This is a genomic window from Streptomyces nymphaeiformis (assembly GCF_014203895.1).
Classification (GTDB): Bacteria; Actinomycetota; Actinomycetes; order Streptomycetales; family Streptomycetaceae; genus Streptomyces; species Streptomyces nymphaeiformis.
Genome location: NZ_JACHJY010000007.1, coordinates 225,647 through 245,968, shown reverse-complemented (window position 1 = coordinate 245,968; position 20,322 = coordinate 225,647). Strand labels below are relative to the sequence as shown.

The 20,322-nt window shown below is 72.9% G+C and carries 21 protein-coding genes; 13 read left to right on the top strand and 8 right to left on the bottom strand.

Annotated features, from left to right (window positions below):
* Positions 1-190: 190 nt before the first annotated feature.
* Positions 191-1,405, top strand: a complete 1,215-nt coding sequence (locus GGE06_RS24490) for a S8 family peptidase (RefSeq protein WP_184931720.1) — start codon at positions 191-193, stop codon at positions 1,403-1,405.
* A 91-nt stretch (positions 1,406-1,496) separates the two neighbouring features.
* On the opposite strand, the gene GGE06_RS24485 is transcribed toward GGE06_RS24490, so the two are convergent.
* Entirely contained in the window at positions 1,497-2,924 is a 1,428-nt protein-coding gene (locus GGE06_RS24485) for a tetratricopeptide repeat protein (RefSeq protein ID WP_184931719.1), read from the bottom strand.
* Between the two features lie 226 nt (positions 2,925-3,150).
* Between GGE06_RS24485 and GGE06_RS24480 the strand changes: the two genes are divergently transcribed.
* A complete protein-coding gene (locus GGE06_RS24480; RefSeq protein ID WP_221518516.1) occupies positions 3,151-4,128 on the top strand; it encodes a serine/threonine dehydratase in 978 nt (325 codons plus the stop codon).
* Here GGE06_RS24480 and GGE06_RS24475 read toward each other — a convergent pair.
* Complete coding sequence (locus GGE06_RS24475; protein WP_116164401.1) at positions 4,125-4,586, bottom strand: Lrp/AsnC family transcriptional regulator; 462 nt, start codon at positions 4,584-4,586, stop codon at positions 4,125-4,127. The genes GGE06_RS24480 and GGE06_RS24475 overlap by 4 nt on opposite strands.
* Before the next feature lie 94 nt (positions 4,587-4,680).
* Here GGE06_RS24475 and GGE06_RS24470 point away from each other — a divergent pair, with 94 nt between their 5' ends.
* From GGE06_RS24470 to ligA, 7 genes are all read left to right on the top strand, one after another.
* On the top strand, positions 4,681-5,532 hold the full coding sequence (locus GGE06_RS24470; RefSeq protein WP_116164403.1) for a TIGR03619 family F420-dependent LLM class oxidoreductase: 852 nt from the start codon (positions 4,681-4,683) through the stop codon (positions 5,530-5,532).
* Entirely contained in the window at positions 5,529-5,957 is a 429-nt protein-coding gene (locus GGE06_RS24465) for a nucleoside deaminase (RefSeq protein ID WP_116164405.1), read from the top strand. The genes GGE06_RS24470 and GGE06_RS24465 overlap by 4 nt, the downstream gene beginning before the upstream one ends.
* Before the next feature lie 41 nt (positions 5,958-5,998).
* Positions 5,999-6,532: a GNAT family N-acetyltransferase gene (locus GGE06_RS24460; protein ID WP_116164407.1), complete on the top strand. Its 534-nt coding sequence runs from the start codon at positions 5,999-6,001 to the stop codon at positions 6,530-6,532.
* Between the two features lie 193 nt (positions 6,533-6,725).
* Entirely contained in the window at positions 6,726-7,994 is a 1,269-nt protein-coding gene (locus GGE06_RS24455) for an FAD-dependent monooxygenase family protein (protein WP_312883272.1), read from the top strand.
* Between the two features lie 80 nt (positions 7,995-8,074).
* On the top strand, positions 8,075-9,031 hold the full coding sequence (locus tag GGE06_RS24450) for a GlxA family transcriptional regulator (protein WP_116165771.1): 957 nt from the start codon (positions 8,075-8,077) through the stop codon (positions 9,029-9,031).
* A gap of 152 nt (positions 9,032-9,183) precedes the next feature.
* Positions 9,184-10,182 (top strand): type I glyceraldehyde-3-phosphate dehydrogenase, encoded by a 999-nt coding sequence (gene gap / locus GGE06_RS24445; protein ID WP_116164411.1) that lies wholly within the window; start codon positions 9,184-9,186, stop codon positions 10,180-10,182.
* A 158-nt stretch (positions 10,183-10,340) separates the two neighbouring features.
* Positions 10,341-12,407, top strand: coding sequence for an NAD-dependent DNA ligase LigA (gene ligA, locus GGE06_RS24440; protein WP_184931717.1), 2,067 nt, complete (start codon positions 10,341-10,343; stop codon positions 12,405-12,407).
* Here ligA and GGE06_RS24435 read toward each other — a convergent pair.
* Entirely contained in the window at positions 12,395-12,820 is a 426-nt protein-coding gene (locus GGE06_RS24435; RefSeq protein ID WP_116164415.1) for a nuclear transport factor 2 family protein, read from the bottom strand. The genes ligA and GGE06_RS24435 overlap by 13 nt on opposite strands.
* A gap of 88 nt (positions 12,821-12,908) precedes the next feature.
* On the bottom strand, positions 12,909-13,604 hold the full coding sequence (locus GGE06_RS24430; RefSeq protein ID WP_184931716.1) for a type 1 glutamine amidotransferase domain-containing protein: 696 nt from the start codon (positions 13,602-13,604) through the stop codon (positions 12,909-12,911).
* 174 nt (positions 13,605-13,778) lie between these two features.
* Here GGE06_RS24430 and GGE06_RS24425 point away from each other — a divergent pair, with 174 nt between their 5' ends.
* The gene (locus tag GGE06_RS24425; protein ID WP_116164419.1) at positions 13,779-14,306 is read left to right on the top strand and encodes a GNAT family N-acetyltransferase; all 528 of its coding nucleotides are present in this window, start codon (positions 13,779-13,781) and stop codon (positions 14,304-14,306) included.
* A 153-nt stretch (positions 14,307-14,459) separates the two neighbouring features.
* Here GGE06_RS24425 and GGE06_RS24420 read toward each other — a convergent pair whose 3' ends face one another.
* The 3 genes from GGE06_RS24420 to GGE06_RS24410 form a co-directional block, all read right to left on the bottom strand.
* Positions 14,460-14,669, bottom strand: a complete 210-nt coding sequence (locus GGE06_RS24420; protein ID WP_116165772.1) for a ferredoxin — start codon at positions 14,667-14,669, stop codon at positions 14,460-14,462.
* A gap of 38 nt (positions 14,670-14,707) precedes the next feature.
* Positions 14,708-15,898: a cytochrome P450 gene (locus GGE06_RS24415; RefSeq protein WP_376773585.1), complete on the bottom strand. Its 1,191-nt coding sequence runs from the start codon at positions 15,896-15,898 to the stop codon at positions 14,708-14,710.
* Positions 15,899-16,041: 143 nt separating this feature from the next.
* Positions 16,042-17,202 carry a sensor histidine kinase gene (locus GGE06_RS24410; RefSeq protein ID WP_184931944.1) on the bottom strand — a complete coding sequence of 387 codons (1,161 nt, stop codon included), beginning with the start codon at positions 17,200-17,202 and terminating at the stop codon, positions 16,042-16,044.
* A 341-nt stretch (positions 17,203-17,543) separates the two neighbouring features.
* On the opposite strand from GGE06_RS24410, the gene GGE06_RS24405 reads away from it, so the two are divergent.
* From GGE06_RS24405 to GGE06_RS24395, 3 genes are all read left to right on the top strand, one after another.
* Positions 17,544-18,098 carry a GlcG/HbpS family heme-binding protein gene (locus GGE06_RS24405; RefSeq protein ID WP_184931943.1) on the top strand — a complete coding sequence of 185 codons (555 nt, stop codon included), beginning with the start codon at positions 17,544-17,546 and terminating at the stop codon, positions 18,096-18,098.
* A 64-nt stretch (positions 18,099-18,162) separates the two neighbouring features.
* The gene (locus GGE06_RS24400; protein ID WP_184931942.1) at positions 18,163-18,777 is read left to right on the top strand and encodes an ankyrin repeat domain-containing protein; all 615 of its coding nucleotides are present in this window, start codon (positions 18,163-18,165) and stop codon (positions 18,775-18,777) included.
* Between the two features lie 11 nt (positions 18,778-18,788).
* Positions 18,789-19,226, top strand: coding sequence for a glutaredoxin domain-containing protein (locus GGE06_RS24395; protein WP_116164423.1), 438 nt, complete (start codon positions 18,789-18,791; stop codon positions 19,224-19,226).
* Here GGE06_RS24395 and sigJ read toward each other — a convergent pair.
* Positions 19,177-20,175, bottom strand: a complete 999-nt coding sequence (gene sigJ / locus GGE06_RS24390; RefSeq protein ID WP_184931715.1) for an RNA polymerase sigma factor SigJ — start codon at positions 20,173-20,175, stop codon at positions 19,177-19,179. The genes GGE06_RS24395 and sigJ overlap by 50 nt on opposite strands.
* Positions 20,176-20,322: the final 147 nt, after the last annotated feature.

Here is a 20,322-nt window from a genome sequence, read left to right as displayed (position 1 = left end):
GCAAGCGTATGGCGGATGCATGACAAGACCCCAACTCCCTTGAGTCACGCCCGTGGAGCGGACAGGCTGCTGATCACGCCGGGACCGGACACACGGTCCCGACCGTGCGCGTGACCCCACGCGCACCACCCCCACAGTCGCGCCGCCCCCACCCGTCGGGCGCGACGCCCATGAGGAGGACTCCCTCGCAATGGCACTCCCCCGGAGCAACAAGACGCGCCTCGCCGTGACGGCCTCCGCCGCGACCGCCGCCGCCCTGCTCGGCACCTTCGCCGCCGTCCCCGCCCAGGCGACCCCCGCCGAAGGCACCGTCCTCGCGGCCGACTCGGCCGACGCGGTCCCCGGCAGCTACATCGTCACCCTCAAGCAGGGCGCCGGCTTCAAGGCCGCCTCCGCCAAGGGGCGGAACCTGATAGCCGGTTACGGCGGCACGGTCCGCAAGACCTTCGGCTCCGCCCTCGACGGCTACACGGCCACCCTCGGCGCGACCGAGGCCCGCCGCCTCGCCGCCGACCCGGCCGTCGCCTCCGTCGAGCAGAACCAGGTCGTCCGCGCCGACGCGACCCAGTCCAACGCGCCCTGGGGCCTTGACCGCATCGACCAGGCCGATCTGCCGCTGTCCGGCACGTACACGTACCCCGACAGCGCCGGCAGCGGGGTCACCGCCTACGTCATCGACACCGGCGTGCGGATCACCCACTCCGAGCTCGCCGGACGCGCCGTCAACGGCTACGACGCCGTCGACGGGGACACGGTCGCCCAGGACGGCAACGGGCACGGCACCCACGTCGCCACGACCATCGCCGGCTCCACCTACGGCGTGGCCAAGGCGGCGAAGATCGTCGCCGTCCGCGTCCTCGACAACAACGGCTCCGGCACCACCGCCGGCGTCATCGCGGGCATCGACTGGGTCACCGCCAACCACGCCACCGGCGCCCCCGCCGTGGCCAACCTCTCCCTCGGCGGCGGCGCCTCCACCGCCCTCGACAACGCGGTGAAGAACTCCATCGCCGACGGCGTCACCTACGCGGTCGCCGCCGGCAACTCCGGCACCAACGCCTCCTCCTCGTCGCCCGCCCGCGTCGCCGCCGCCCTCACGGTCGGCGCCACGAACAACACCGACGCCAAGGCCAGCTGGTCCAACTACGGTTCGGTCCTCGACCTCTTCGCCCCCGGCGTCTCCATCACCGCCGGCTGGAACACCAGCGACACCGCCACCAACACCATCTCCGGCACCTCGATGGCGACCCCGCACGTGGCGGGCGCCGCCGCGATCTACCTGGCGGGCCACCCCTCCGCCACCCCGGCCCAGGTCGCCACCGCGCTGGTCAACGGCGCCACGCCCAACAAGGTGACCAGCCCGGGCAGCGGCTCCCCGAACCGCCTCCTGAAGATCGTCCCGTAAGACCCGAGAGCGGGAAGGCGGGAACGGGACCGCCCCGGAGGCAGCCGGCGCCTCCGGGGCGGTCCCGTGCCGTCAGGATCCGGAGAGGACGTCAGGAATCCGACGAGGCGGGGAGCAGCACGGTCTGCCGTGTCGTACGGGCGAGCCCCTCGACGTCGGCGTGCGACATGTCCGAGGCCTTGAACGAGACCGACCCCATGCTGCCCTTGTCCGCCCAGAAGCAGATCGCCTTGTGCTCGCCGGTGATGTACTCGACGTACCGCGAGCACTGCATCCAGCCGCCGTAGGCGCCCGCGTCCGCCCTCCAGCTGTCGTCGAGCGAGCCCACACCGGGCGTGCTCGACAGGAGCGTGTCGCTCTCGTACACCATGGCGGCGGTGGCGTCGTGGAAGTCGCCGGTGGACGCGGTGACGGCGAGCTCGGACCCGTCGCCCGAACCGCCCGTGTAGAAGTACGTGAACGCCGCCGCGACCCGACCGCTCGGGTCGCTCGCCGCGGTGGTGTCCAGCTCGTCGCCCGTGTCCGTCCGCGTCATCCCCCGGAAGGTGTACGGGGCGGCCGCCTCGTACCGCGGATACGCGATGTCCTCCAGGTGCGTCAGGACGGTCGTCGTCACGAAGGCGCTGAAGGCGAGCGCGGCACCGGCGCCGATGAGAACCAGTTGACGCCGTGTGTACGGCCGCACGGCGGGCAACGGCGGCTCCGCCGGGGCGGGCCCCGCTGCACTCGCTCCCGAGGCCCGCGCCCCACCACGCGCGCGGGCGCCGCGCAGCAGCAGCCGCAGCGCCAGGAGGGGGAGCTGGAGGAGGACGACGACCGCGCACGTGACCCAGAGCGGGAACGGCCCGAGCACATGACGCGCAAGCAGCAGTACGGCCACCGTCAGCTGGGCGAGGAACAGATACTCCGGCCTGCGGCGCACGAGCAGGCGCAGCGGGGCCCGGCCGGGACGGGCGAGCGCGGTGAGCGTCGCGTCGAGGACGGCGAGCCGCCGGTCGTACGGCGCGAGGGCCGCCCGCCGCCGCGCGTCCTTCTCCGCGGCCTCCGGCGAGGCGGCGGTGGTGAGCGCCTGGAGGAGGTCGAGACTCTGCACGAGGGCGGCCGACGGTCCCTTGGCCACGGCCGTGGCGAGGACCGAGGTCGAGGCGGTGGCCCGCAGCAGCTGCGGGGAGTCGGGCGCCAGTTCCCGGAGCCGTTCGAGCAGGACGGGGCCGCGCGCGTGGCGGCCCGGTCGGTCCAGGGCGTCGGACCGCAGACAGAGCTCGGCGTACCCGGCGAGGAGGTCGACGTGGTCGGGGAAGAGGTCGAGGGCCCGGCGGAAGACCCGCTCGGCGTCGTCGTCGTGGTCGTCCTCGTCCTCCGCCATGTGCGCGCGGGCCACGACGAGGAGGAGCGTCGGCTCGGGACCGTCCGTTTCCAGGGCCGTCTCCGCGACCTCCCGCGCCTCCGCGAGCCGGCCCGCCGCGATCAGCGCGGTCGCGTGAGCGCAGGCGGACGCGGCGTCTTCTTCGCTGTGCAAGAGTCCCCACCCCTGAGATTCCGGCCGACTGTTCCCGGCCAAGAGGCGTCACTATCGCCTGCGACGGAATGCCTGGTCAACCGCGTTCCCGGAGGCGCGGCGGCCCTGAGGTCCCGAGGCGCGAGGAAGGCCCTCGGAAGCCTCCGGACCGCGCGGCCTTCCCGCGCCCGCCGGACGCTGAGAAGATCGTCCGCACGACCGCCCGGTCCCGGCCCTTCAGGAGCATCTGGTGCCCACCCTCGCGTACGCCGACGTCAAGACCGCCGCCGACCGGATCGGCGGCCACGTCCGCCCCGTCACGGTCACCCCCGCCGAACCCGCAGACGAGACGTACGAGCTCCACCTCGCCCTTGAACTCCTGCAGCACACCGGCTCCTTCAAGGCCCGCGGTGCGCAGAACTTCCTCCTCGCCCACCGGGAGGAGGGCACCCTCCCGGCCGCCGGCGTCACCATCGCCTCCGGCGGCAACGCGGGCCTCGCCTGCGCCTGGGCGGCCCGTCGGCAGGGCGTCCGCGCCACCGTCTTCCTGCCGGTGACCGCACCCCAGGTGAAGATCGACAAGCTGCGCGGCTACGGCGCCGACGTGCGGCTCGTCGGGACCGAGTACGCCGAGGCGCTCGCCGCCTGCGAGGCGTTCGCGGCCGACAGCGGCGCCCTCGCCTCCCACGCGTACGACCACCCCCTGATCGCCGCCGGCGCCGGCACCCTCCTCGACGAGATCCACCGGCGGATCCCGGACCTCGACACCGTCGTCGTCTCCGTCGGCGGCGGCGGGCTCCTCGCCGGCGTCGCCACGGCCGCCCGGCACCACGGCATCCGTACCGTCGCCGTCGAACCCGAGAACTCCCGCGCCCTCGACGCCGCCCTCCGGGCCGGACACCCCGTCGACGTCACGGTCGACTCCGTCGCCGCCGACGCCCTCGGCGCCCGCCGCGCCACCTCCCTCGCCGTGGCCGCCGCCCAGGAGTCCGACGTCCACACCGTCCTCGTCACGGACACCGACATCGTCCGCGCCCGCCGCGCCCTCTGGGACGACCGCCGCCTCGCCGTCGAACACGCCGCCGCCACCGCCCTGGCGGCCCTCACCACCCCGTCCGACGCCCCTGCCGGCTACCGCCCGTCGCCGGGCGAGAAGATCTGCGTCGTCCTCTGCGGCGCCAACACCGACCCGGCCGACCTCACACAGGGGCAGGCCGACCGTTAGGGCCTGTCCGGCGGCGGTCCGCTCGGGCCGCGCGGTGGCAGGGGGCGGCTGAAGACGAGGTTGGTGGTCGTGCTGCCGAACTCCGCCAGCGCGTCCACGATCTCCTCCAGATGCGCCATCGACGCGGCTGCCACCTTCAGGACGTAGCAGTCGTCCCCGGTCGTACGGAGGCACTCCAGGATCTCCCCGCGCTCGTCGAGCAGCCGGCGCAGCGGTGCGTGACGCGTCCCCGGGTACTTGAGGCGTACGACCGCGAGGACCGCGTACCCGATCCGCTCCAGGTCCACCTCCGCCCGGTAGCCGGTGACCACCCCGGACTCCTCCAGGCGCCGCACCCGCTCCTTCGTCGCCGAGGCGCTCAGGTTCACCCGCCGTGCCAGCTCCGTGTAGGCGATCCGGGCATCGCGCTGAAGCTCCGTCAGAATCGCCCAGTCGGTTCCGTCGAGACTCTCGGTCATCCGATCAGATTACCGGCGAATCCACGGCCGAACGGCCCCTGAACAGGCGGGAATCACTTCTGATCGCCCCGCGTGCCTGGCTAGCCTGTGCCGCGTGAAGATCGGAGTGAACATCCTCAACTTCGGCCCCGGCGCCGACCCCGGAATCCTGCGCAGCTGGGCCCAGACCGTGGAGGGCCTGGGCTTCGACCTGCTGATGGTCTCGGACCACATCGCCATCACCCCCGATGTCGCCGAGCGCTATCCGGCCCCCTTCTACGAGCCGTTCACCACCCTGTCGTGGCTCGCCGGCGTCACCACCCGCGTCCGGCTCGGCACCACCGTCCTCATCGCCCCGTACCGGCACCCGCTGCTCACTGCCCGCATGGCGGCCAACCTCGACGCGCTCAGCGGAGGCCGGCTCGTCCTCGGGGTGGGAGCGGGCTGGGCGCGGCAGGAGTTCGAAGCCCTCGGGATCCCGTTCGCGCGCCGGGGACGGCTCACCGACGAACACCTCCACGCCCTGCGCGAGGCCTGGGCCGACTCCGCCGCGTACGGAGACCGCCGGATCCCGGTCTGGATCGGCGGCCACAGCGACGCCGGCCTGCGTCGCGCCGTACGGTTCGGGGATGCCTGGCATCCACTCCGCCGCACCTTGCCGCAGCTGCGAGAAGGAGCCGCACGGCTGAAGGAGTACGCGGACGAGCAGCGGCTCCCCGTACCCGCGACGGCCCCTCGTATCGCCCTCAAGCTCACCGCCGCACCCGTCGGCGGACCCGACCGCGTCGCGGGGGAGGGGACCATCGAGCAGGTCATGGACGACCTGGACCAGCTGCGGCGGATGGGGGCCGACACCGTCGTCCTCGACCCGTACGGCGGCGATCCCCACGAGACGACCCACCCGCAGACGGCCTGGCAGGCACTCGCCACCGTGGCCGCCCACCTCTCCGGAACGGATGCGTCATGACGACAGCCGACGACCACACCCTGCTCCGCCGCGCCATCGCCCTCGCCGCCACGGCACGGGACGGCGGCGATCCGCCCTTCGGTTCGCTCCTCGCCGCACCGGACGGGACGGTCCTCGCCGAGGAGCACAACACCACCCTCACCGACCGGGACATCACGGCGCACCCCGAACTGAAGCTCGCGCGATGGGCAGCCCGGGAACTGGACCCGGCCACCGCGGCCGAGACCACGATGTACACCAGCTGCCAGCCGTGCGACATGTGCGCGGCGGTCATCCGGCAGGCGGGCCTCCGCCGCGTCGTGTACGCCCTCTCCGGCGCACAGCTCCTCGACATCCGCCCGGGCGACGGCCGCCCGCCCGTACCGCAGGACGGCCCCGCGCTGCTCGGCGAGGTACGGGCCGTGGTCGAGGCGTACTACCGCTGACCCGGACACCCATGGGGCCCCGCATGCGTCAGGATGGGTTCATGACCGAGATCCTCACCCCCCGACTCCTGCTCCGCCGCTGGACCGACGACGACCTCGTCCCCATGGCCGAGATCAACGCCGACCCCGAGGTCATGCGCTGGATCGGCGACGGCTCGGTCCGGGACCTGGAGCAGACCGCGGAGGGCATCGAGCGGTGCGAGGAGGAGTGGGACGAGGAGGGCTTCGGGCTCTTCGCCGTCGAACTCCTCGGTTCCGGCGAACTGATCGGCTTCGCGGGCCTCTCCGTGCCGGAGTTCCTCCCCGAGGTGCTCCCCGACGTGGAGATCGGCTGGCGGCTCGGCCGGCAGTTCTGGGGCCAGGGGTACGCCTCCGAGGCCGCCCACGCCGTCCTGGAGTTCGCCCTCCAGGACCGCGGCCTCGACCGGGTCGTCGCCATCACCCACGCCGCCAACAAGGCCTCCGAGAACGTCATGCGCAAGCTCGGCATGGTGCCGGAGCGGGAGACGAGCCACCCGGTCTTCGGCGTGCCCCTGCGGGTCTACGCCATCGACCTCACCGAGTACCAGGCCTGACCACCGCGACCTCGCCGGAGTGCCCTCGGCGGTGCTCCGGCACGGTAGGGTCCCGGCCGTCGCGATGATCTTCGCGGCGACCCGATGACGGACCCGGTACGGAGGGGGAGCACGTGAAGCGCGCCGTTGTTCTGGGGGGAGCTTCGCCGGGCTGCTGGCCGCCCGGGTCCTGAGCGACTTCGCCGAGGAGGTCGTGGTCGTCGAACCCGACCTCCTCGAAGGCGGGGACGGCACGGGGCCCGGCGCGCCGCACCGGCGGCAGCTGCACGCCCTGCTCGCCATGGGCCACACCCAGATCGAGCGCTTCTTCCCGGGCATCACCGGGGAGATGGTGAGCGGCGGCGCCCGCCTCGGCCGGGGCGACGAGGTCCGGTTCTACGTCGACGGCGTGCTCAAGGCACCGGTCGCCGACGCACGGATGCTCGGCGCGACCCGTCCGTTCGTCGAGACGCACGTACGGCGCCGCGTCACGGCCCTCGACAACGTCCGCCTGGAGCCCGCCACCGGCAAGGGACTGCTCCTCCGGGGCGGACGGGTCGTCGGGGCCCGCCTCGCGGCGGCGGGCGCGCCGCGGGCCGGGGACGCCGAAGCGGCCGGGAAGGGCGACGAGTACGACGTGCGGGCGGATCTGGTCGTCGACGCCATGGGCCGCTCCAGCCGGCTCGGCAACTGGCTCGCCGCCGAGGGCTGGGGCCAGGCCCCGGCGGACCGCATGCGCGTCGACCTCGGCTACGCCACGGCCCGCTTCGCCCGGGGGAGCGAGCTCCCGGACACGGTGATCGCCCACTCCACACCGGGCCCGGCCAGCGACTACCAGCCGGCGGTGTGCGAACCCGGGGCCCTGGCCGCCGTCGAGGGCGACGCCTGGTCCGTCGTCCTCGCCGGATACGCCGGCCACCGCCCGGGGCGGGACCGCGCGGAGTTCCTCGCCCGGATGAGGCGCTGCGTCGCCCCCCTCCGCGAGATAGCGGACCGGTGCGAGATGATCGGCGCGGTGGAGCCCTTCCACTTCCGCGAGAGCCGCCGGCGCCGGTTCACCGACCTGACGAAGTTCCCCGGCGGGCTCGTCGTCGTGGGGGACGCCATGGCGACCGTGAACCCCGTCTACGGCCAGGGGCTGACCCTCGCCGCGCTCCAGGCCTCCTCGCTCCACGTCCACCTCAGGAGCGGCGCCTCGCCGCACGACCCGGCCCGGGACTACTTCCGGCGGGCCGCCGTGGTCGTCGACGCCGCCTGGCAGCTCTCGACGACCGCCGACCTCGCACAGCCGCACGTCACGGGCCCGTACCCCCGTGGCTACCGGTTCCTGCGCTGGGCGGGCGACCACATCACGACCGCGTCGGTCAGGGACGCGCGGGTGAACCAGACGTACATGGACGTCGTCCACATGCGCAGGCACCCGAAGGCCCTCACCGGCCCCCGCGTCCTCGCCCGCACGGCCCGCGTCCTCTGGCGCGGCTGAGGGCGCTCCCGAGCGGCGGCCGGGAACGTCCGTGACCGCCGCTGACCAGCGAGGACGCTCGGCCGCGTACCCTCGTGGACGTGTCTGCATCCCGTCTCCACCGCGTCGCCGTCCTCGTCCTCGAAGGCGCCAAACCCCTCGACGTCGGAATCCCCGCGCAGGTGTTCACGACCCGGGCGAGCATGCCGTACGAGGTACGGGTCTGCGGCGCGGTGCCCGGCGTCGTGGCCGGCGGCGACGGGCTGGCGTACCAGGTCGCCCACGGCCTGGAGGCGCTCGACTGGGCCGACATCGTCTTCGTCCCCGGCTACCGGCACCCGGACCGCGAGGACCCGCCGCGCGCCGTCGTCGACGCGCTGATCGCCGCCCACCAGCGCGGGGCGCGGCTGGCCGCCATCTCGACGGGCGCCTTCGCCCTCGCCGCCACGGGCCTCCTCGACGGCAAACGGGCCACGACGCACTGGCACTACGCGCGGGCGCTCGCGGCCAAGCGGCCCCTGATCCGGGTCGACGAGAACGTCCTCTTCGTCGACGAGGGCAGCATCCTCACGTCCGCCGGCGCCGCCTCCGGCATCGACCTCTGCCTCCACATCCTGCGCCGGGACCTCGGGATGGGCGCCTCGAACCACGCCGCCCGGCGGCTCGTCGCCGCCCCGTACCGCAGCGGCGGCCAGGCGCAGTACGTGCCGCGCAGCGTGCCGGAGCCGCTCGGCGAGCGGTTCGCCGCCACCCGCGAATGGGCGCTGCACCGGCTCGGCGAGCCCCTCACCCTGGAGATACTCGCCCGGAACGCGGCGGTGTCGCCGCGCACCTTCTCGCGGCGGTTCGCCGAGGACACCGGCTACACGCCGATGCAGTGGGTCATGCGCGCCCGCGTCGACATGGCCCGCGAACTGCTCGAACGGTCCGAGCGGGGCGTCGAGCAGATCGCCGCCGACGTCGGCCTGGGCACCGGAGCCAATCTGCGGCTGCACTTCCAGCGCATCCTCGGCACGACCCCGAGCGACTACCGGCGCACCTTCGCACAAGGGGAATAACCCCACGCCAGACCCCTCGGCGGACCCCCTTTCGGCACCGTGGCGGGATCTTGGCGCGATACTTGCGGACCGTGGCGATCACGCCGCTGGTTGAGACCAGTGATCCGCGCGAACCTGGGTGGCGAATCGGAAGGTCGGAAGGGACACCACTCATGACTCGCATCGCCATCAATGGTTTCGGCCGCATCGGACGCAACGTGCTCCGCGCGCTGCTCGAGCGCGACACCGAGCTCGAGGTCGTCGCCGTCAACGACCTGACGGAGCCCACCGCCCTCGCGCGGCTCCTCGCCTTCGACTCGACCTCGGGCCGCCTGGGCCGCCCGGTCACCGTCGACGGCGACACCCTCGTCGTCGACGGCCGCCGCATCAAGGTCCTCGCCGAGCGCGAGCCGGCGGACCTGCCGTGGGCCGAACTCGGCGTCGACATCGTCCTGGAGTCCACCGGCCGCTTCACCTCGGCCAAGGCCGCCCGCGCGCACCTCGACGCCGGTGCGAAGAAGGTCCTCGTCAGCGCGCCCGCGGACGGCGCCGACGTCACCCTCGCGTACGGCGTGAACACCGACGCGTACGACGCCGAACTGCACACGATCGTCTCGAACGCCTCCTGCACGACCAACGCGCTGGCGCCCCTCGCGAAGGTCCTCGACGACCTCGCCGGCATCGAGCACGGCTTCATGACGACGGTTCACGCCTACACGCAGGAGCAGAACCTGCAGGACGGCCCGCACCGCGACCCGCGCCGCGCCCGCGCCGCCGGCGTCAACATCGTGCCGACCTCCACGGGCGCCGCGAAGGCCATCGGCCTGGTGCTGCCGAACCTGGACGGCAAGCTGTCCGGCGACTCGATCCGCGTGCCGGTCCCGGTGGGCTCGATCGTCGAGCTCAACACGACCGTCGCCCGCGACGTCACCGTCGAGGACGTCCTCGCGGCCTACCGCACCGCCGCCGAGGGCCCGCTGGCCGGCGTCCTCGAGTACTCGGAGGACCCGCTGGTCTCCGCCGACATCGTGGGCAACCCGCACTCGTCGATCTTCGACTCGGCCCTCACCCGCGTCGAGGGACGCCACGTCAAGGTCGTCGCCTGGTACGACAACGAGTGGGGCTTCTCGAACCGCGTCATCGACACCCTGACGCTCCTCGCCACGCGCTGACGGCGCGACACCCGACCGGCTCCCTCCCCGCACGGGGGGAGCCGGCATCCGCCGCACGCCGGCTCCGACCCCACGGAGCCGGCGTGCGGTGCGTTGCGCGTCCTGTCGGCGGACGCGCCGAGGGGGCGTTGTCAGTGCCCTCCGACAGGATGGTGGACATGACGACAACTCCCGCCGTTGAGGCGCACTTCAGCCTGTCCAGCCGTGCCGCGTACGAGGCCGCCGTCGAGCGGCTGCGTGAGGCTTCCCGCACGTACTACGGCGCGGGCTACAGCGTCATGGACGACGCCACGTACGACCGGCTGCGGCTCGACGTGAAGGCCTGGGAGGCCGAGCACCCCGAGGACGTCCCCGCGGACTCGCCCGTCGATCAGGTCGCCGACGGTGCCGCCCCCGTGGGCGACGTCGTGCACACCACGCGGCTGCTCAGTCTCGACAACGTCTTCGCGCCCGAGGGGCTCGTCACCTGGGGTGCGTCGCTTCAGCGGCGCCTGGGGCAGGAACCGGTGGGAGGGTTCACCGTCGAGCCGAAGATGGACGGTGCGGCCGTCGCCGCCCGTTACCGTGACGGACGGCTGGTGCAGATCATCACGCGCGGCGACGGTACGCAGGGCGAGGACGTCAGCCACGTCATCGGGACGATCGACGGACTCCCCGAGCAGCTGCCGGTCCCCGCGACCTTCGAGGCGCGCGGTGAAGTCCTCTTTACCCACGAGCAGTTCGAGGCCGCGAACGAGATACGGATCGCGCACGGCGGCGACGTCTTCGCCAATCCGCGCAACGGCGCCGCCGGCACGCTGAGGGCGAAGGACCGGCCCTACCGCCTGGCCATGACCTTCTGGGCGTACGGCGCCGTCGACCTGGACGAGCAGTCCTTCCTGCCCGCCGGGGGCGGGCACGCCGAGACCCTTGCCGCGGTGGCGGAGGCGGGGGTGCGGACCACGGCGGAGACGCCGGCCGGACTCCATGTGGTCGCCACCCTCGCCGAGGCCCAGGAGAGGGTCGACGCGATCGCCGCGATGCGCGCGGGCCTGCCGTTCGGCATCGACGGCGTCGTCATCAAGGCGGACAGCGCAGCGGAGCAGGCGACGGCGGGCTTCGGCAGCCGCTTCCCGTACTGGGCGATCGCCTACAAGCTTCCGGCGGTCGAGCGCCAGACCGTCCTCGAGGACGTGTTCTGGGAAGTGGGCCGTACGGGTGTGCTCGCCCCGACCGCCGTGCTCACGGCCGTGGAACTGGACGGGTCCACCGTCACCCGCGCCACCCTCCACAACCCGGCCGACATCCTGCGGCGTGACCTCCACATCGGCGACACCGTGACCGTCCACAAGGCCGGCGACATCATCCCGCGCGTTCAGGCCGCCGTCGTCGAACTCCGCCCGCAGGGCGCCGTCCCGGTGCCGCTGCCCGAGGAGTGCCCCCACTGCGGCGGGGAGATCGACAAGAGCCAGGAGCGGTGGCGCTGCGCGAAGGGCACCGCCTGTGCGCTCGCGCCGCTGATCGAGTACGTCGCCGGGCGCGACATCCTCGACATCGACGGGCTCGGCAGGAAGTACGTCGACGCCCTGATCGCCGCCGGTGTCGTCGGCGACGTCGCCGATCTTTTCACGCTCACCGAGGAGCAGCTCACCGCCGCCTCCGGTAGCGCCAAGCGCGGCGCGAAGCTGGCCGAGCAGATCCGACTGGCCAAGTCCCGCCCCCTCAGCCGCGTCTTCTGCGCGCTCGGCGTGCCGGGTACGGGCCGCAGCATGTCCCGGCGGATCGCCGCGTACTTCGGCACGATGGACGCCATCCGGGCGGCCGACGCCGCCGCCCTCCAGGAGGTCGAGGGCATAGGCCCGGAGAAGGCACCGGTCATCGTGGAACAGGTCGCCGCGCTCGCCCCGGTGATCGACAAGCTGATCGCGGCGGGCGTCGCCATGACCGAGCCGCGGCAGGAGGAGGCCGAGGACGCGGTGGACGGGCCGCTCAGCGGGAGGACCGTCGTCGTGACCGGGAAGATGACCGGCCCGCTGGACGGCTGGGGGCGCTCCGAGATGGGCGCGCTCATAGAGAAGGCCGGCGGGCGCGCGGGCAGCAGCGTCAACTCCCGGACCACCTACCTGGTCGCGGCGCCTTCCGCGAACGGCAAGCCCAGCTCGAAGGCCGTCAAGGCCCAGGAACTGGGCGTCGAGGTCCTCACCCCGGAGGCCTTCGCCGAGCTGGTCGCCGCCTACCTGGACTGAGCCGGCGACTCGCCGGCCGGGGCGGTGCCGGCCGCCTCGGCCGCGATGCGGTCGAACTGCGCCCCCATCGCCTCGGCCAGCGCGTGTGCGGCGGACAGCGGCCGGACCATGACCATGAAGTCGTCGATGAGGCCCTGCTCGTTCAGGTGGAGGAAGTCGCAGCCGGTGATGGCGCGGTCGCCGACCCGGGCCTCGAAGACGAGGGCGTGGTCGCGGCCGTCCTCGCCGGTGATCTCCCGGACGTAGCGGAAGTCGCTGAAGACGCGGGAGACTCCGCGCAGGATGGCCGCGGTGATCGCCTTGCCCGGGTAGGGCTTGAAGGCCACGGGGCTGGTGAAGACGACGTCCTCGGCGAGGAGCGCCTCGATCGCCGCGTGGTCGTTCGCCTCGACGGCCCGACGGAAGGACTTCATGCACATCTCCGCAACTAGTCAATTAGTTGATTAGGCGAGGAGGAGGCTAGTGAGGCGACCCCGGATCTGTCCAGGCCCGCAGCGGGCGTCAGGCCAGCTTCTTCAGGAGCTCCACGGCGAGCGGGGCGGAGGAGGACGGGTTCTGACCGGTGACCAGGTTGCCGTCGACGACCACGTGCGGCGCCCACGGCTCGCCCACCTGGACGTCCACGCCCGCCTCGACGAGCCGGGTCTCCAGGAGCCACTTCGCCTTGCCGCCGAGACCCGCCTGCATCTCCTCGGCGTTGGTGAATGCGGCGACCTTGCGGCCGGCGAAGGCGTTCGAGCCGTCGGCGTCGGTCGCGGCGAGAAGCGCGGCCGGGCCGTGGCAGACGACGGCCAGGGGCTTGCCCGAGCGCAGGGTGTCGGCCAGCAGCCTGCCGGAGACGGCGTTCACGGCGAGATCCTCCATGGGGCCGTGGCCGCCGGGGTAGAAGACGGCGTCGTATTCGGCCGGACGGGCGTCCTCCAGCTTGATCGGGTTCTGGATCTCGCTGATCGAGGCGAGCGCCGCGGCGGCCTTGTCGGCGCCGTCCTGGCCACCGTTGACCTCGGGGGAGAGGCTGCCCGCGTCGACGGTCGGGACGACACCACCCGGGGTGGCGACGACGACCTCGTGCCCGGCGGCCTTGAGCGCCTCGTACGGCGCGATGACCTCCTCGGCCCAGAAACCGGTGGGGTGCTTGGTGCCGTCGGCCAGCGTCCAGTAGTCGACACCGGTCATCACGAAAAGAATCTTCGACATGGGGAAGCTCCAGGGGTGGCGGGCCCGACCGGGCCCGGAGAGGGTGACGCCCTCGACAGTAGGACGACGGCCTATAGGTATCCAATGAAGAACCCAATGCCACCTATAGGCATCCCAATGGCCTGACGGGGAATACGAGCGCGCGGCGACAGCACTCGGCGGCAGAATCGACGGATGCGTGAAGTGAGTCTGTCCGACGGGGTCATCGCACTGTCGCCGCTGCGCCTGGGTGATGTGGAGGCGCATCTCGCGGGGGAGGACGAGGCGCTGGTTCGCTGGCTCAACGGCGGCCCCGGTACGCGCGAGGGCGTGGAGGCGTACGTCCGGCACTGCCGGGAACAGTGGGACGCCGCCGGGCCGTTGCGCGCTTTCGGCATCCGGGTGGGCGCGGTCGAGGCGCTCGCGGGGACGATCGACCTGCGGTGGGCGGGAGAGGGGTTGGCGCCCGGTCAGGTGAACGTCGCCTACGGCCTCTACCCGTCCTGGAGGGGCCGCGGCCTGGCCACCCGGGCGGTTCTCCTGGCATGCCGGTACGCGGCCGGGGAGGGCGCGAGGCAGGCGGTGATCCAGGTCGATCCGCGGAATCCCGCATCCGCCGCCGTCGCACATCGAGCAGGGTTCATCCCCGGCGAGCCGCCGCGCGGCGGCCGAGGCGCGACGTTCGACCGGTACGTCCGGGACGTGCGCGACGCCGCGCACTGACGACCGGCCGTCGCGGAGATGCACACGCGGGCGGGGCCGTAAGACGGGAAGCATCCGCGAGGCCCCCTGAGCGGGCCGCTCGGAGCGAGCGGCCTGTCAGGGGTCGTTCCTCCACGACGCCTGACCGCGCCCTCGATGCCTTCCCGGCCGCCGTCAGGCGCGCGATTCCTCGGTGGCCTCATGGAGCGTGATCGCTTGTACGGGGCAGGCCCTGACCGCCTCGCGGACCAGCGGCCCGGTGCCGTCCTCGCGGCCCGGGACGACCGTCCCGAATCCGTCGTCGTCCTGCGTGAAGACGTCCGGGGACGTCAGGGCGCACTGTCCCGCGCCGATGCAGACGTCCGAGTCGATCGAGACGCGCATCGGCACCGCTTCCTTCGCCATGTTCCGCACCGCTCCTTTCACCACGTGACGGGGAGTTCGAGCATCCCCTGGATCGTGTCGCCCGGTTTGAACGGGATCTCCTCGGCCGGGACGGCCAGCCGAAGCCCCGGCAGGCGGCGCAGGAGCGTCCCGAGAGCGATCTCCAGTTCCGCGCGGGCCAGGTTCTGCCCGAGGCACTGGTGGATGCCGAAACCGAACGCCACGTGGTGGCGGGCGGACCGCGCCCAGTCGAGCGAGTCCGGGTCGCTGTAGGCGGCGGCGTCCCTGTTGATGACCGAGGTCGAGAAGACCACCCCCTCGCCCGCCCGGATCACCGTCCCCTCGACGTCGATGTCCTCCCGCGCGACCCGGAGCAGTCCGTCGGCGATCGACAGGAAGCGCAGCAACTCCTCGACGGCGGCGGGCACGAGCGTGGGATCCGCCCGCAGCTCCGCCAGCCGCTCCGGGTGCCGCAGCAGGGTGTACGTCCCCAGGGAGATCATGTTCGCCGTGGTCTCGTGCCCGGCCACCAGCAGGATCGTGGCGAGCTGCACGAGTTCACGGCGTTCGGGACCGCCGTCTCCGGACCCCCGCGCCACCAGGTCGTCCAGGACGCCCTCGCCGGGCTTCAGTCGCTTCTGGTCGATCAGGTCGCCGAGGTAGTCCTCGAGACGGGCCAGGGCGTCCTCGGTGTCCGCTGCCGTCGGGCCACGCAGCAGCCGCCGCGACTGCTCCTCGAAGAAGTCGTGGTCCGCGTACGGCACACCGAGCAGGTCGCAGATGACGATCGACGGCACCGGCAGCGCGAACGCGCTCACCAGCTCGGCCGTCGGCCCCTGCGCCACCATCGCGTCGAGGAGCCGGTCCACGGTCTCCTGGATGCGGGGCCGCAGGGTCTCGGCCCGCTTGAGGGTGAAGCTGGGGATCAGCATCCGCCGCTGGGCGTTGTGCTCGGGGTCGTCCCAGCCGAGCAGCGCCGCCCGTCGGCGCCTGCGCACGGCCGAGGCGCGTTCCGTCGGCAGAGGGAAGTCGTCACGGGTGGAGTCGGTGGACAGCCGCTGGTCCGCGAGGAGCGCGCGGGCGGCCGCGTGTCCGGTCACGAGCCACACCGACCTCCCGTCCCACAGGGTGACCCGTGACAGCGGGCGCTCCTCCTCGGTGCGGGGGTAGCCGGTGGGCGGGTGGTAGGGGCAGGTCCGGTTCTGGGGGAACGCCACGGTTTTCGTCACGGGGGCCTCGCTGGGGCGTGTCGGTGGCAGGGACTGTGGTGCCGTCTCCACTACATGCCTCAGGCACCTATCTGGTCTACGCACAGTTCGGCCATTCCACCGGAACGGGCGCGGACCGTACGGGGAAGGGGCCGAGTCCGCCGTCAGGGCCGGGGCGACAGGGGGATGACGGCGGTCAGCACCGTTCCCTCGCCCGGCGTCGATTCGATCGTGAGCGCGCCCCCGAGCTGCCGGACACGCGCGCGCATCGCGGGCAGCCCGTGGCCGCGCACGGCCTGCTCGCGCGAGAGCGCCGGGTCGAAGCCGCGCCCGTCGTCGGCGATGTCCAGGACGACCTGGTCGTCCAGGTGGCTGAGGGTCACGGCCGCCGTGCCGGCGTCGGCGTGCTCGCGGATGTTGGCCAGCGCGCCCTGGGCGATGCGCAGCAGCGCCGCCTGTACGCGGTCGGGCAGGGCGGTGGCGGGCGTGCCGTCCTGGTGGAAGAGGACCCGGAGGGTGTCGGAGGACTCCCGCTCGGCGAGGGTGCGCAGCGCGTCGGCGAGATCGCCGCCCCCGGCGAGGTCGGCGGGGGCGAGGTCGTGCACGAAGCGGCGGGCCTCGGCCAGATTGTGCTCGGCGATGGACTCCGCCGTACGGATGTGGCGGCGGGCCGCGACCGGGTCGGTGTCCCAGAGCCGGTCGGCGGCCTGGAGCAGCATCTGCTGGCTGGACAGGCCCTGCGCGAGGGTGTCGTGGATCTCCATGGACAGCCGCTGGCGCTCGGCCAGGGTGCCCTCCCGGCGCTCGGTCGCGGCCAGTTCCCGACGGGTGCGGACGAGGTCCAGGATGACCGTCCGCAGCCGGTCGGCCTGCCGCTGGGAGTAGAGGAAGACGGCGGTGGCGACGGCCGCGCCGGCGAACGGGGCGAACATCAGGTTCGGGTCGAAGCCGAAGCGCAGCCGCAGCTTCAGCTGGGCGGCCACCACGCACAGGGTGATCAGGCCGACGAGGACGATCGCGGACCGGGTGCGCAGCGAGCGCAGGCTGGTGTACAAGAGTGGCACCACGCACCACCCGAAGCTGGGCGCGAGGACCACGAGGGTGAACCACACCCCGATGACGGCCGCCAGCCAGAACCTCGAGGCGGTGCTGGGCGGAGCCCCGCGTCCGTCGGCCTGCTGAGGGCCGAGGACCGGACCGAGCACGTACAGCAGGGCGAGCACGATGGCGAGGATGATCACCCACGGGGTCGTACGGGCGCCGGGATGGACGATCAGGTAGCGGGTCAGCGACGAGCAGAGCAGGACGAAGAACGCCACGTGCATCACGGTCGCGAGCCAGCCGGCGTCCGGGTCGGCAGCCTCTGTGTCGAACGCCTCCGCGCCGAATGCCTTCGTGTCGAACGCCTTCGTGTCGATCGGCGACCGCCTGTCCGTCCGCACCGTCCGCTCCTCGCCGCCGACCGTTCCCCCGAGCCCAGGCTATCCGGACGGACTCATTCCGCATCGATCGATCGGTTGACCCCCGTGTCGTCCGCCGGGTGCGCCGACCGGAGCCTGTAGGTCGACCGGGCAGGGCCGTGACCGGCACCAGGATGGATGTCAGAGCGGGAACGCCGAGCTTCCCGAGCCCCCCGAGGGGGTCGATGCCCAAGGAGCTGATGATCGTGAAGAAGATGACCCTGCGCACCCGTGTCCTGACCGGTACCGTCGCCGCCGGCGCGCTCGCCGCGGGCCTCTTCGGCACCGTCTCCGCGAACGCCGCCGCCCCGGCCGCCGCTCCCGCCGCCGTCATGGCCGACGCGGTGAACAAGAACACGACCGAGTCGACGCACCTGACGATCGAGGCCGCGACGAAGGCGGCGCAGGCGACCCTCGACGCCGCGGAGAAGGAGAACCAGCGGGTCTCCGTCGCGGTCGTGGACCGCAACGGCGACACCGTCGTCACCCTGCGCGGCGACGGCGCCGGCCCGCAGTCCTACGAGTCGGCCGTGAAGAAGGCGTACACCGCCGTCTCCTGGAACGCCCCGACCTCCGAGCTGGCCAAGCGCCTGACGAACGCGCCGACCCTGAAGGACATCCCCGGCACCCTCTTCCTCGCCGGTGGCGCCCCCGTCACCGCCAAGGGCGCCCCGATCGCGGGCATCGGCGTCGCCGGCGCCCCCTCCGGCGACCTGGACGAGAAGTTCGCGCAGGCCGGCGTCGCCTCCCTGGCGAAGTAACACCCCCGCAGACCCCGGCGGCACCCGGCCCCCCGTCCGGGTGCCGCCGGTCTTCTCGTGACTCATCTGGAGGACCGCGGCGGACGACCACGACAGCCGACTCCTCGCAGCCGCCCGCCGGGGCGACGCCGACGCCGTCCGGGCGGCTCTGGAGGCGGGCGCCGCGGTGGAGACCCGCGACGAGGAACTGCGCTCCCCGCTGCTCCTCGCCTCGCTCGGCAACCACGTGGCGGCCGCCCGGGTCCTCGTCGAGGCCGGCGCCGACCCGAACGCCCAGGACCGCCGGCACGACAGCGCGTGGCTGGTCACCGGCGTCACCGGCAGCGTCGACATGATGCGCACGCTGCTGCCGGCCGGCCCGGACACGACCCTGCGCAACCGCTTCGGCGGGATCTCGCTGATCCCCGCGAGCGAACACGGCCATGTCGCGTACGTACGAGCGGTGCTGCGCGAGACCGACATCCACGTCGACCACGTCAACGACCTCGGTTGGACGGCTCTCCTGGAGGCCGTGATCCTCGGTGACGGCGGCCGCCCGCACCAGGAGGTCGTGGAGCTCCTCCTCGCCGCCGGCGCCGACCCGGACCTCGCCGACGCGGACGGCGTCGCGCCCCTGCGGCACGCGGAGCGCCGCGGCTTCGACGCGATCGCGGCCCTGCTCAAGGCGAAGGCTCGGTAGCCTGCTTCACCATGATGCGTGCTTGGTTGCTGCCGTTGTCGTTCGTGCTCTGCGGATCGCTCGTCGCGGCGGGGATGTTCTCCGACGGGAACCCCCTGGGAGCCTCGGCGCTCCTGCTGTTGTTCGTCGTGCTCGCCGCCGCGCACTCGCCCCTGGTCTTCCCGAGGCCGACGGGTGCGCTGGAGGCGCAGCGTCTCAGCGAGGCCGACGGCCGCCCGATCGTCTACTGGCGGGCGGGCTGCAAGTTCTGTCTGCGCCTGCGCCTCCGACTGGGCCGTCGCGCCGGTCAGTTGTACTGGGTCGACATCTGGCGGGACCCGGCCGGGGCGGCGGTGGTGAGGGCGGCGAACGACGGCAACGAGACCGTGCCGACGGTCTTCGTCGCGGGCAGTGCGTTCGTCAATCCCGACCCCGCATGGGTGCGTGAACAGCTGTCGCCCTCCGAGTGAGCGGACCGGCGTCCGTCCACGCACGGAGCTTCTCCGGGTTCCGGACCGCCCAGATGCGGCTGATGCGGCCGTCGACGAGTTCGAAGGCCGCCACCGTCACGGTGACGCCGTCCTTCCGGGCGACCAGACCCGGCATGCCGTTCACCGTGCGCTCCAGGAGCGTGAGCCCGGGGGCCTTGTCGGCGATGTGGACGATGTACTGGGCGATGAGCGCACTGCCCTCGACGGGCCGGAGGGCGGCGCCGACCAGGCCGCCGCCGTCGGCCGTCATCGTGGCGTCGGGGGCGAGGAGGCCGACGAGGGCCTTGATGTCCTTGGCCTCCCACGCCTCCTTGAAGTCCCGTACCAGGGCGGCCTGTCCGGACGGCTGCGCCGCCGGCCTGCCCTCGGAGCGGATCCGTCGACGGGCCGAGGAGGCCAGCTGCCGGCAGGCCGCGGGGGACCGGCCGACGATCTCGGCGACCTCGGCGAAGGGGTACTTGAAGACGTCGTGCAGGATGAACGCCACGCGCTCGGCCGGCGTCATCGACTCCAGTACGACGAGGAACGCCATGTTCACCGACTCGTCCAGGGCGATCCGGTCGGCGGGGTCGGCCGCCCCGGACAGCCCGTCGTCCGCGCCCGGTCCGGCCCACTCCGTACGGTCGGGCAGCGGCTCCGGTATCCACGCCCCGACATAGCGCTCGCGGCGGGCCCGCGCCGAGCCCAGCATGTCCAGACAGATCCGGCCGGACACCGTCGTCAGCCAGGCCCCCGGCGACTCGACGGCCTCCCGCTGCCGGGGCGTCAGGGCGTACCAGCGGGCGTACGCCTCCTGGACCGCGTCCTCCGCCTCGGCGAGCGAACCGAGCATCCGGTAGCCGAGGTTGATCAGCCGGCGCCGCTCACCGACGACGACGCCGAGCTCCGGTTCGGTCCTGTCGTGGCCCGGCTCGTCGGAGGTGCTCATGATCGTGCCGGCTCCCTGCTTCAGCGGTTCTCGTCGGTGTGATGTGGATCTCGTTCCTCCGACGCCTCACATTTCGCGGGCCTGCGTCGTCGGACTGTTCGAGAGAGTACCGAGCCACCGCCGCGAGGCAGAAGAAGAGGACCGAGT